This is a genomic window from Microbulbifer bruguierae (genome assembly GCF_029869925.1).
Lineage (GTDB): Bacteria > Pseudomonadota > Gammaproteobacteria > Pseudomonadales > Cellvibrionaceae > Microbulbifer > Microbulbifer bruguierae.
The window spans coordinates 2819380-2831791 of the sequence record NZ_CP118605.1 but is presented as its reverse complement, the minus strand read 5'-3'; the positions used below and the strand labels follow the sequence as shown (position 1 = coordinate 2831791).

General features: G+C 57.5%; 12 protein-coding genes. 1 reads left to right on the top strand and 11 read right to left on the bottom strand.

What is annotated here, in order from left to right; all coding sequences use genetic code 11:
* Positions 1-45 precede the first annotated feature (45 nt).
* The 5 genes from traF to PVT68_RS11770 all read right to left on the bottom strand — a co-directional run bounded on the left by traF (position 46) and on the right by PVT68_RS11770 (position 4006).
* Positions 46-1251, bottom strand: a complete 1206-nt coding sequence (traF, locus tag PVT68_RS11790; RefSeq protein WP_280318279.1) for a conjugal transfer protein TraF — start codon at positions 1249-1251, stop codon at positions 46-48.
* A gap of 241 nt (positions 1252-1492) precedes the next feature.
* Positions 1493-1852, bottom strand: coding sequence for a hypothetical protein (locus PVT68_RS11785; protein ID WP_280318278.1), 360 nt, complete (start codon positions 1850-1852; stop codon positions 1493-1495).
* 99 nt (positions 1853-1951) lie between these two features.
* Entirely contained in the window at positions 1952-2575 is a 624-nt protein-coding gene (locus PVT68_RS11780; protein ID WP_280318276.1) for a DUF938 domain-containing protein, read from the bottom strand.
* Positions 2559-3338 (bottom strand): peroxide stress protein YaaA, encoded by a 780-nt coding sequence (gene yaaA / locus PVT68_RS11775; RefSeq protein ID WP_280318274.1) that lies wholly within the window; start codon positions 3336-3338, stop codon positions 2559-2561. The genes PVT68_RS11780 and yaaA overlap by 17 nt, the downstream gene beginning before the upstream one ends.
* 176 nt (positions 3339-3514) lie before the next feature.
* On the bottom strand, positions 3515-4006 hold the full coding sequence (locus tag PVT68_RS11770) for a DUF4265 domain-containing protein (RefSeq protein WP_280318272.1): 492 nt from the start codon (positions 4004-4006) through the stop codon (positions 3515-3517).
* 124 nt (positions 4007-4130) lie between these two features.
* On the opposite strand from PVT68_RS11770, the gene PVT68_RS11765 reads away from it, so the two are divergent.
* A complete protein-coding gene (locus tag PVT68_RS11765) occupies positions 4131-5423 on the top strand; it encodes a M48 family metalloprotease (RefSeq protein ID WP_280318270.1) in 1293 nt (430 codons plus the stop codon).
* Positions 5424-5497: 74 nt separating this feature from the next.
* On the opposite strand, the gene PVT68_RS11760 is transcribed toward PVT68_RS11765, so the two are convergent.
* The 6 genes from PVT68_RS11760 to PVT68_RS11735 form a co-directional block, all read right to left on the bottom strand.
* Entirely contained in the window at positions 5498-6295 is a 798-nt protein-coding gene (locus PVT68_RS11760) for a putative porin (RefSeq protein WP_280318269.1), read from the bottom strand.
* Positions 6296-6655: 360 nt separating this feature from the next.
* Positions 6656-7351: a phosphate signaling complex protein PhoU gene (gene phoU / locus PVT68_RS11755; protein WP_280318267.1), complete on the bottom strand. Its 696-nt coding sequence runs from the start codon at positions 7349-7351 to the stop codon at positions 6656-6658.
* A 25-nt stretch (positions 7352-7376) separates the two neighbouring features.
* On the bottom strand, positions 7377-8117 hold the full coding sequence (gene pstB, locus PVT68_RS11750; protein ID WP_407666151.1) for a phosphate ABC transporter ATP-binding protein PstB: 741 nt from the start codon (positions 8115-8117) through the stop codon (positions 7377-7379).
* A gap of 186 nt (positions 8118-8303) precedes the next feature.
* Complete coding sequence (pstA, locus tag PVT68_RS11745) at positions 8304-9590, bottom strand: phosphate ABC transporter permease PstA (RefSeq protein ID WP_280318263.1); 1287 nt, start codon at positions 9588-9590, stop codon at positions 8304-8306.
* Positions 9583-10962, bottom strand: a complete 1380-nt coding sequence (gene pstC / locus PVT68_RS11740) for a phosphate ABC transporter permease subunit PstC (RefSeq protein ID WP_280318261.1) — start codon at positions 10960-10962, stop codon at positions 9583-9585. The genes pstA and pstC overlap by 8 nt, the downstream gene beginning before the upstream one ends.
* A 180-nt stretch (positions 10963-11142) precedes the next feature.
* Entirely contained in the window at positions 11143-12210 is a 1068-nt protein-coding gene (locus PVT68_RS11735) for a PstS family phosphate ABC transporter substrate-binding protein (RefSeq protein ID WP_280318260.1), read from the bottom strand.
* Between the last annotated feature and the right edge of the window lie 202 nt (positions 12211-12412).

The window sequence follows — 12412 nt, the reverse complement described above, 5'->3', positions numbered from 1 at the left end:
CGCAGGCCCCTTTCGTATAACAGTCTTAATACAGACCGGGAACGCTTACAGTTCGATACCAAACTGTACCGCCGCGCCGTAAGTATTGTCGGAGGCCTGGATCGCGGACACGTGCAGGTGGAGCACATCGAACGGGCTGAAGCCGATACCAGCGGTGAGCGCGTCTTCGTAGGTGCCTTCCATGTCGTGGCGATAACCTACCCGCAGCTGGGCCCAATCGAACAGGTCCATTTCGATGCCCAGGCGGGCATTCTGGGTAGCGCCGGCACCGTCAAACAGCTCCGTGGTGGTCAGATCCACGTCGGCGAGCACGGTGAAAATTTCTCCGGTGTAGCCGAAACCTGCGGTTACCAGCGGTTCCAGTTGAATTTCCATGTCACCGCTCAGGGTTTCGTATTCCTGGGCGAGGGCGTTGCGCACGGACAAACCACCCTGCAGCGCCCCCCAATTGATGGTGGCACCGAGGTCGACGTTGAAATTGGTGTGCTCCAGCGCGTAATCCTCATACTCGACATCATCACCCTCAAAATCGGCGACGACTTCGCTGTATTCGAAGGTTTCCACACGCTGATGTTTCGGTGTTATACCGAGGGAAACCAGGGTCTCGCCGAACGTGAATTCGCGCGCGAGGGCAATGCCGATTTCCTGCATCCGGTAGCCTTTGATCGCGGCCTCGGTCATCAGGTCGTCGCCATCGATGATCAGGTCGTCTTCGCTTGGCGGGTTGTTAATATCGATATCAAGGTAGCGGTCGCCAAAGTTGCTCAGAAAATCAACATCTTCTTCCGCAAGCTCGAGCTCGGTGGCAACAAAACCTGACTCGCGCACAAACAGTAGTGCAGAAGCGGCACTGTTGGGGATGGCAATGGTCAGCTGAGCGCCCACGTCCAGGGTCAGACGGCCCCGGTCCATCTGCTGCAACTGATCCAGCAGGTAATCCGCATCGTCCTGGGTCGCGTACATTTCTTCGATTTCATCGAGATAGTCGGTCAGGTTTTCCGCGGAATCGATGAAATCGTTGACGTCATTGGCCAGCAGCCCCACATCCACAGTGAATGCGAAATCGTCATTTTCCTTGAAATTAGTGGCGGTGGCCGGATTGATCAGCGCACTGTAGGTGTAATCGCCACCGGCAGCGCCGGCACCGCCCATAGAGGTGCCACGCCCGGAAAATACCTCTGCGGCTACCGGTGCCGCCCCCAGAATAGCCCCCGCAGCAACCATGCTGGCAATTTGGTTCTTGGTCCACATGTTTAACCTGTTCCTTGTATAGATTCGCGTCAGAAGTTCTTTTTGTAAGCCGATCATTAGAATATTTGGCACAGGAAAAATACCCGCCAAAATCGGTCGTGGCAATGGCTCTTTTGGACTATTTGGCAAAATATCCGTGACGTATATCACTTTACTGGTGGAGCTGCGGGCAGGTTGTAGCGAGGCACATAAAAAAGCCCCATTGTGGGGCTTTTATCAAAATCGGAGGGCTGCAGGGCGCTTACTCAAGCTCCTGCAGGCGACGTTCCTGTCCGCCTGCGCGGTAGTGCACCGGCTGATCGCCACTCACCGGCTCAGAAGTTCTCTGCACCGTGATATGCACCAGTTTTCGGACGCTGTCACGAATCAGCAGGTGCTCGCGCCCCTCGTCATCCACTGGCAGATTGCGCTCGCCGATAAGGCCATCCCGCAGGGCGCGCAACTGCGGCACATCGCGATAGCGATCCAGATCCTTGGACAGCTTTTGCTTCATGCGCTCGGACTCATGCAATGCGGCGGCAGTCTCGCGGTATTTGGCGAAGAAAAAAACAGCGGCGATGGCGGCGACAACCGCGAGAGAGGTTTCAAACCATGGGGGCATAATGCGCTCCTTTTAATACGTTCTTCCAGATAGGTTCTTCAACTTCATGGGTGTTGCAGGCACTTGCCTACAGGCCGGCCCCTACAACAGCGTGAGTGATCAGGTTCGCGATCGTTGCCACACCATGAGCTGGTTGTTCGCTGGCAGAAAATTGTTTTCTACTCGACTCAGGTCCTGGGCCGCGGCGAGCAGGTCCAGCCACTCCAGGTCGCGAATACCCCGCAGCGGGTCCTGCTCTTTTAACCAAACGTCAAACCCTGCATTGCCCGGGCCTATGTATTCACCGGCGATCTTTACCGGGCCATAGACAATCAACTGACCACCGGGCTCCAGTATCTGCGGCAAGCGGCGAAAGAAAATCTCCACCGCAGCTGCGGGCATGATGTGCAGTGTATTGGCGGTGAACACCGTATCCACCTGCAGCTCAGGCCAGGTCCCGGTGACATCCAGTTCCAGTGACGGCGGCAGATTGTCCGCCGGGCGGTGGGCAAGCCAGGCCTGAACCTCGTGCAGGTTTTCCCGGCGCTCGGAGGTCTGCCAGGTAAGCTGTGGCAGCCGTGGGGCAAAGTATGTAGCGTGCTGCCCGGTACCACTGCCCACTTCCAGCACTCTGCGGCTGTGTGCCAGCAAACGCTCCAGCTCCTGGAGAATCGGCTCGCGGTTGCGCCCGGTGGAGGGGGCGTCCGGCAGCTTGCCGTCATCCCTCTCAGGCCGACTGCTCATCACGCAGGAATACCCAGTCGTTGCCTTTGGAGTTTTCTTCGCTGAAATAGTAACCGGCGACGTCGAAGTCTTTCAGTTGCTCCGCCTTTTTTACCCGCTGGTCGATGGCCCAGCGGCTCATCATGCCGCGGGCCTTTTTGGCAAAGAAACTGATCATCTTGTACTGGCCGTTTTTCCAGTCCTTGAAGTGGGGCGTAATCACGTCCGCATCCAGATTTTTGGTCTGCACCGATTTGAAGTATTCATTGGAGGCAAGATTGACCAGTTCGCGGCTCTTCAGCGCGGCGAGCTGTGCATTGAGTGCCGCGGTGATGCTGCCACCCCAGAATTCGTACAGGTTCTTCCCCTTGCTGTTGGCGAATTTCGTACCCATTTCCAGGCGGTAGGGCTGCATCAGGTCCAGCGGACGCAGCAGGCCGTAAAGACCGGAGAGCATGCGCAGGTGTTTCTGGGCAAAGGCGAAATCCCGCTTGTGCAGGGTTTCCGCGGCAAGCCCGGTGTACACATCCCCTTTGAATGCCAGCAGCGCCGGGCGTGCATTGTCATCATTAAATGGGCGCTTCCAGTTGTGAAAGCGGTCGTAGTTGAGCACGCCCAGCTTGTCGGAAATCTTCATCAGCGCAGAAATGTCCTGGGGACTCAGCGATTTCAGCTCTTTGATCAGGGCTGCGGATTCCTTGAGGAAATCCGGTTGGGTAGTTTCCAGCTGCGGGATTTCACTCTCGTAATCCAGGGTTTTGGCGGGGGAAATTACAATCAGCATACAGCGAGCTCTAAATTAAATTTTCGGCCTGTTTAGGCTCAGAAAGCGTAGCGAGTGGGTGGCTGGTGGTGACCGCCAGAGCGCAACAACCGGAGCGTACTTACCCTACGTGAGGATTGTGACCGGGCTGGCGTACCAGCACCGCCGGGCGCTGCCAGGTGCACGCGCAGTAGCTTTTATTCGGGCTTGAGAATGTCCTGCCACCAATTCAACGGCGTCTGCCCATCCACCGGATCGTACACATTGCCGTAATACCAAACGCTGTTGGCACCATCGCAGACACTGTTGAGCATCTTCTCGATCTCGGCGAAACCGCAGCTGACATGAATGCTGTAAACCAGCAGTCGCGGGCTCTCCAGATCCAGTTCGCCACCGAGCTTCTCCAGTTCCGGGGTCAGCTGGTCTGACAGCTTGGTACTGTCACCGCGGCTGAACACCCGCACCGCCAGGTTGCCGGAGCGCTTTACCAGCTCGAAGCTGGGCTTGTCTGGATCTGTGCGATCGACCTTGATGGTGTCGCCACTGGCGATACCCTTGATAAAGGCCGGGGACCGCACCAGCTGTACGCTGTCGTCTTCGTTGACCCGCACCTGCAACCGCTCTACCACCGGCTCGCCGTCCGGATTGGTGCCGGCAAATAATTCGATAATCTGCAGCGCACTCGCCATAATCTCGCTCTCCCGACTGTGTACAATGGCTTCAATTATTTGCTGTCAAAACATCACTGGCGAGCGGCTGAGCGTGGCCGCCCGCGAAGCAGCTTTGAATCGACCATTATACAGGGAGAGATCTATGATTCCGCGTTCAATTGCAAATCGGCTCCTGGCCAGCGCCATTGCAGCCTCACTGGCTGCCGGTCTCGCTGGCTGTGCGGTCAACCCGGTGACCGGCAAGAAAGAGCTATCGCTGTTGTCCCAGAGCCAGGAGGTGGCACTGGGTGCAGAGCAATACCCGAAAGCTCAGCAGACCCAGGGTGGTGAGTACCAGATTGACCCCGCATTGCAGAGCTATGTGAGCAACGTGGGCCAGAAACTGGCAAAGGTTTCCGACCAGCCACAGCTGCCTTATGAGTTCGTGGTTCTGAACAACTCGGTACCCAACGCCTGGGCGTTGCCCGGAGGCAAGATCGCGGTCAATCGCGGGCTGCTGGTGCTACTGGAAGATGAGGCGGAGCTGGCCGCGGTTCTGGGGCACGAGATTGTGCACGCGGCAGCGCGTCACTCCGCTGCCGCGATGTCCCAGCAACAGATCCTGGGTGCCGGTATTGCCATTCTTGGGGCGACCACCAAAGACACTGCCTATGGCGACCTGATCTCCCTCGGCAGCCAGTTTGGCGGCTCCGCCTATATCGCCAAGTACGGCCGCGATAACGAACTGGAGTCCGACCGCTACGGGATGAAATACATGGCCGCCGCGGGCTATGACCCACAGGGCGCGGTGCGCCTGCAGGAGAAATTCGTACAACTGTCGAAAGGCAACCAGGCCAGCGGTCTGGATGCACTGTTTGCCAGCCACCCACCGTCGCAGTCGCGGGTCAACGCAAATATCGAGCACGCCAAAAAACTGTCCGCAGGCACCGTCAATCGCAACCAGTACCAGAAGGCGATTGCGCAACTGAAACAAGATGCGGATGCGTACAAGAGTTACGACGATGCCGTCGCCGCAGTAAAGAACAAGAATTACGATCGCGCGCTGACCCTCACCCGGCAGGCACAGAAGCAACAGCCGAGAGAAGCCGCTTTCTACGCACTGGAAGGTGATCTACTGGCGCAGAAAAAACAGTACCAGTCGGCGCTACAGTCCTACGAGATGGCGGTACAGAAAAATCCGACCCTGTTTTCCAACTGGCTGATGCGCGGCATGCTGAACGCGCAACTGAAAAACTACACCGCCGCCGAGCGCGACCTCAATCGCTCCACCCGCCACCTGGATACCGCGCACGCGCACTACTATCTTGGGCAGGTGTATGAACAGCAGGGCAATACCAAAAGCGCACTGAGCCAGTATCAAATCGCCGCTGAGGACAGTGGCGATATCGGCACCAAAGCGCAGGCACGGGTACAGGCGCTGGGCAACCAGGGATAAAATTTCCAGGCACAAAAAAAGGCGGGCGAAGAAATTCGCCCGCCTTTTTTATTGGTCATTTTCCGCAGAGAAAATTACAGCTGGACGGTAACCCCGATGCTGAAAATATCCGCATCGTTAAAATCGCGATTGGAGCCGTAAGCGACTTTGCCCGCAACGTTGCGGTTGAAGAAATGGGTAGCGTCGATGAAATAGGTATCGTCCTCACCGTAGCCGCCGCCAACAGAGGTATTTTCGTTGAAGTAGAACTCGACTTCACCAAACCAGTTCAGATCGGAATTGTCGCTGTCCTGAAGACCCAAACCTGCCGTCAGGTACTGGCCACCGGCCAGCGCGGTGAAATACTTGGTGGACACACTGCGGTAATCAAAATCGTCACCAATTTCTGCGGTGAAACCGATGTAATCCGTTGCCGTCAGCTGATGATTATATTTACCGCGAACATACAGATCGGTGCTTTCATCTTCGCGTTTTACCGCCTCGATTTCGCCGAGCAAATTCGGTGAAAACAGGAAGCCCACGCCGGCACTGTAGTCTGTGGAGAAGTCATCATCCGCCAGTTCACCAAACAGTTTCCACTGGCCGGTGTAGTATTCACCACCAAGTGTCAGAACGTCATTGTCACCTACATCGGTGTCGATCGCAGCGAGACCGCCGTAGATATTGTTGACCGGAAGAATATAGGAAAACTCTTTGCGCGGGCCCAGAGAGTTCAGGGCACCGAAATAGTACTGGGACTGCAAGCTCAGGATGTCGGCGTCAAAGTTACCGTAGTCCGCGGAAATAAAATCGACGTCGGTAAAGGATTGGTACTGATCAGCACCGGCAACGGCAGAGGCCAGCATAAGCGGAAGTGCGAACTTGAAGTTCATGGAATTATTCCCTGTTAATTGACATCACTTTAGCGCCCCCGTGACTTTCCAGGGCGTCATCGGCGCGGATTCTAATGCAAAGAAAAATTACTGCGCGATCAAAAGAATTAATTGTGACTGGCGTCGCAACGCAACTGAGATTCAGGTAAATACGTTACCGCAGACAGGGGAGAGTATGTTGCTGAACAGCTGAACCAAGTCTGAACGATGAGGAGAGTCCGGCGAGGGGAATGTGGCGAGGAGAATTTTTTGGCGCGGGATGGTACAAACCTGAGAACTCGCAGGTCGTGCTCAGCAATAAGCCTCATAAAATAAAAAAGGCCGCGAAAGCGGCCTATTTTTGGGAAAAGTTACGCATGCTCAACGCAAATTGCTTTCGTTACCGTGGCGTATATCGGTACCTTTCACCAGGTAGACTACCTGCTCACAGATATTCTTGGCATGATCGCCAATGCGCTCGAGGGAGCGCAGCGTCCACAGCACGTTGATCACCCGGGAGATACTGCGGGGATCCTCCATCATGTAAGTAATCAGCTCGCGCACGGCACTGCGGTAGTCCATATCGACCTGCTCATCTTCGGCGAGGGTTGTCATTGCAGCCGCCACATCAAAGCGGGTATAAGCGTCGAGGGCGTCGTCGAGCATCTTGCGTACCGCATTGGCGATATGCCGGATTTCGGTGTAACCGCGCGGCGCGGTGCCCTCGTCGGTAAGCGCAATCGCCATCTTGGCGATTTTGCTTGCCTCGTCGCCCATACGCTCCAGATCGCGGGCGATACGGATTACCGACATCACCATGCGCAGATCCGATGCTGCCGGCTGGCGCTTGGCAATGATCAGGGTGGCGTGCTCGTCCAGCTCCATTTCACAGCGGTCGATATCCTCTTCCACACGTAAAACTTTTTCCGCCAGCTCGCTATCGGCGTTCGCCAGTGCGTCCACCGCATCCGCTACCTGCCGGGCGACCAGGCCGCCCATTTCCAGCATTTCCGTCTTGAGGCCTTCAAGCTCTTCGTTGAACTGGCGGGAGATATGTTGATCGAAATGCATTTCCATAATCTTTTGCGGGCTCCCCCCAACCTTAGCCGAAACGGCCGGTGATGTACGCTTCTGTAAGCTCATGTTCCGGATTGGTGAACACGGTCTCGGTGTCATTCACTTCCACCAGCTTGCCGAGGTGAAAATAGGCTGTGCGCTGGCTCACCCGCGCCGCCTGCTGCATGGAGTGGGTGACGATGGCGATGGTGTAGTTCTCGCGCAACTCGTCGATCAGCTCTTCGATACGCGCGGTGGCAATGGGGTCCAGGGCCGAACAGGGTTCGTCCATCAGGATCACTTCCGGACTCACGGCGATGGCGCGGGCAATGCACAGACGCTGCTGCTGACCACCGGAAAGGCCGGTACCGGGCTTATCGAGGCGGTCCTTCACTTCGTTCCACAGGCCGGCGCGACGCAGGCTGTTTTCGACAATTTCATCGAGTTCCGCGCGGCGGCTGGCGATGCCGTGAATCTTGGGCCCGTACGCCACATTGTCGTAGATCGACTTGGGAAAGGGGTTCGGCTTCTGGAACACCATACCCACGCGGGCGCGCAGCGGTACCACATCCACCTTGGGTCCATAGATAGCTTCGCCATCCAGGGTCAGGTCGCCCTCGACGCGGCAACCTTCAATAGTGTCATTCATGCGGTTCAGGCAGCGCAGGAAGGTGGACTTACCGCAACCGGAGGGACCGATCATCGCCACGACTTCGTTGCGCCCGATATCCAGGCTTACATTGTGTATGGCCTGAGTCTCGCCATAGTACACATTGACGTTACGCATACGCAGCTTGGCGTTATCGCACAGCGGCTTGCCCACGGTCTTCAGAATTTCCGCTTTGGTTTTCACAACGCTCTGCTCCGCGGCTGGATTTTTGGCTTGGTCACCGGCGGTTACCGCCGAGCCCGCATTCAGGGTCATGGTAGTCATGGCTCTTTCTCGGTTTGCAATCTTAGCATTGCCGGCGCTTTACCAGCGGCGCTCAAGTTTTTTGCGCAGCCAGACTGCGCAGGTATTCATGGTGATCAGGACGGCCAGCAGCACCATGATCGCGGCGGAAGTGCGCTCTACAAACGCGCGCTCCGGGCTGTCGGCCCACAGAAAGATCTGCACCGGCAGTACCGTGGACGGATCGGTAACGCCGTGGGGTACATCGACGATAAACGCCACCATACCGATCATCAGCAGCGGCGCTGTCTCTCCCAGTGCCTGCGCCATACCGATGATGGCACCGGTGAGCATGCCCGGCATGGCCAGCGGCAGTACGTGATGCAGGACCACCTGCATGCGCGACGCCCCCATACCCATGGCCGCTTCGCGGATCGACGGCGGCACCGACTTCAGTGACGCGCGGCTGGAAATAATGATGGTCGGCAGTGTCATCAGGGTCAGCACCAGGCCGCCCACCAGAGGTGCCGAGCGCGGCATCTCAAAGAAATTGATAAAGATGGCCAGCCCCAAAAGACCGAATACGATGGACGGTACCGCCGCGAGGTTGTTGATGTTTACCTCGATCACATCGGTCCAGCGGTTCTTGGGGGCAAATTCCTCGAGATAAATCGCCGCGGCCACACCGATGGGAAAGGACAGTGCCAGGGTGACCAACAGGGTCAGCAGGGAACCGACCAGCGCTGCGCGGATGCCGGCCTGCTCCGGCTCTCGGGAATCGCCATTGGTGAAGAAAGTGGTATTGAAACGCTTTTCGAGTTCACCGCTGTCACGCAGGGACTGGATCCACATCGCCTTCTGTTCCGAGGTGCGGCCGAGGAAGCCCTCGTCACTTTTTGACAGGCTTTTTACATAGGTATCCACATCGTCATCTGCGTTCACCCACACGGTCTCACTCTGCCCCAGCAGGGCGGGATTGTTTTCCAGCCGCTCGCGCAGATTGAAGCCGGCACCGCTGGAGACAAGAGAGTAGAGTTCACGCTTGTCGCGGCGACCAGTGACAGTAGGAAAGCGCTCGCGCAGGGCACCGCGGATCACGCCATCGAAATTGGCCCAGGCCAGGCTTTCAGGGTCGACGGTGTCGATACCCAGCTCAGCAGGATCGTAGGTGACCTGCAGCTGAATCTGGCTCTGAACAAAAGCGCTGCTGCCTTTACTAATAATGTCGGTGAACAGCACCAGTACCGCGAGCACACCAAAGGCAATACTCACAATTCCAAAGCCACGGAAGATTTTTTCCGTGCGGTGGCGGCTGGCGAGCCGCGCCGCGATACGCTCGCGCACCTGTGTTTGAGTCAGATCAGTCATACTGTTCCCGGTATTTTTTCACGACGTGCAGGGCGATAAAGTTCAGGATCAAGGTGGAGATAAATAGCATCAGGCCCAGGGCGAAGGCAGCCAGGGTTTTCGGGCTGTCGAACTCCTGGTCCCCCACCAGCAGGGTGACGATCTGCACCGTCACGGTGGTGACAGATTCCAGCGGGTTGGCGGTGAGGTTGGCAGCGAGGCCCGCGGCCATCACCACGATCATGGTTTCGCCAATCGCGCGGGATACCGCCAGCAGTACGCCGCCGACAATACCGGGCAGGGCCGCTGGAATCACCACCTTGCGCACGGTTTCCGATTTGGTGGAACCGAGCCCCAGGGCACCGTCGCGCAGCGACTGCGGTACCGCATTGATCACGTCGTCGGATAGCGACGACACAAACGGGATAATCATGACCCCCATGACCAGGCCGGCGGCAAGCGCGCTTTCACTGGACGCTTCGAGGCCCACCGACTGGGCAAGGTCACGGATAAAAGGTGCAACCGTCAGTGCGGCGAAAAACCCGTACACCACAGTAGGCACACCGGCGAGAATTTCGATCATCGGTTTGGCGAACGCACGGACCTTGTTACCCGCATATTCGGCCAGGTAGATCGCCGACATCAGGCCCACCGGCACGGCCACCAGCATGGCGATGGCAGATACCATCAGGGTGCCGGTGAACAGGGGCACCGCGCCGAAAGCACCGCTGGAACCCACCTGATCCGCGCGCATGGCCATTTGCGGGCTCCAGTGCAGACCGAACAGGAATTCGGTAACCGGCACCGCGTGAAAAAAGCGGATCGACTCCAGCAGTACCGACATCAGGATGCCGACGGTGGTGAAGATCGCGGCGCAGGCGCAGGTCAACAGTACCGCACGCAGCACTTTTTCCACCTTTTCCCGTGCGCGCAGCTCCGGTGTAATACGCAGAAAGGCATAGGCACCGAGACCGCCCGCAAGAATCAGAATCAGCGCGGCCTGCATATACTGGCCGTTCTGACGCAGGTTGGTGAGGTGCTCGGCGGCCGCCTGCAACTGGGGCGTGACTGCTCCGAGCTGATTGCCCGCCGCGAGATTCTGAATCTGCGCATACAGCAGGTTCTGCCCGGAAAGACTGGCTGGCTTGTCGGCAATGCCACCCAACACCAGCGCGCGAATGATCGCGTCGTCAAACGCCAGCCAGGCGCCCAACAAGATCAGCGCCGGCAAACCACACCAGAGTGCGGTGTGCACACCGTAATAGCTGGGCAGCGACGCCAGGCTGCGGATACCACCGCGACTGCGGGCAGCGGCAATGGCCCGGCTGAAACCGGTGCCGTAAGCCACCAGGATCAGTAGCAACAGCAGGGCGAAGAGAGTGGGGGTCTGCATCGATTCGCTCAGTTAAAAAATTGGTCGGCAATTATCCGGTCTTCTGACGACTTTTACATGACAGTTTTCGGTGTCTGCGCCAAGCCGCGCTCATTTATATGTAAAACGGCCAAGCCCAGAGGGCTTGGCCGGTAATTCCGTCTACCTGATCTGACGCCCTAACTAAAGGTGCCGCCGCAGTTATTTCGCAGCCAGGTTGGTCAGGGCATTCAGCTTGCGGACATTGGCAGCAACCTGCTGGCGCGCAGCGGTGGGCAGCGGGATCATGCCCTTGTCCGCCAGGTAACCCTCCTCACCCCAGGCGCGATCATTGGTGAACTCGGCGAGGAATTGCTTGATACCGGGCACTACGTCGACATGCGCTTTTTTCACGTAGATGAACAGCGGGCGGGAAACCGGGTAGCTGTTGTCGGCGATGGACTCAAAGGTCGGCTCCTGGCCTTCGATCAGGGAGCCCTGCACCTTATCGGCATTCTGATCGAGGAAGCTGAAGCCGAAGATACCCAGCGCTTTGGGGTTGGCCGCCAGCTTGTTGACGATCAGGTTGTCGTTTTCACCGGCTTCAATGTAGGCGCCGTCTTCGCGGATGTTGTGACAGATGGCTTTGTAGGCATTCTTGTCCGCGTCTTTCTTGGCGGCAATCCAGCCGAATTTCTTGCAGCCACCTTCCATAGCCAGTTCGGCGAAAGCGTCACGGGTGCCGGAAGTGGGGGGCGGACCCAGCACTTCGATCTTGATGTTCGGCAGTACCGGATTGACGTCTTTCCAGGTTTTGTAAGGGTTTGCAACCAGGGACTCGGAACCGTCGGGGTTGGGTACATCTTTCGCCAGCGCCAGGAAAATGTCCTTGCGGCTCAGCTCAAACGGCGTGGCAGCCTTGGCGTTGGCCAGTACGATGCCGTCGAAGCCGATCTGCACTTCCACCACATCAACGCCGTTGCCGTTGCACATTTCCAGCTCGGACTGCTTGATACGACGGGAAGCGCCGGTGATGTCCGCGGTGTTCTCACCCACGCCCTGGCAGAACAGCTTCATGCCGCCGCCGGTACCGGTGGATTCCACAACCGGAGTCTTGAATTGGGTAGCGCGACTGAAGCGCTCCGCCACTACCGTGGTAAACGGGTAAACGGTCGAGGAGCCGACAATACTGATGTGGTCGCGCGCGGCCAGGGCGGCATTGGAAGCAGCAATGGTCAGGGCTGCCAGGGCCGAAGCCAGGACCTTGTTGTTCGCAGAACGCTTGTTCATGAGAGTCTCCAGAGTGTTCAAAAAATCTGCACGCGGCGCATGCTATGTCGAACTGGTGACGATTCTATGAATGAAAGGTTACAAACAGATTACAGTGAACTGCTCATTAATCGACCGATTGGCGCCTTCAGGTCGCACTGGCATACGGCGGGCAAAAGCGGCAGCGCTGGCAGGATCCCTGACCAACAGGTACGCTCCCCCG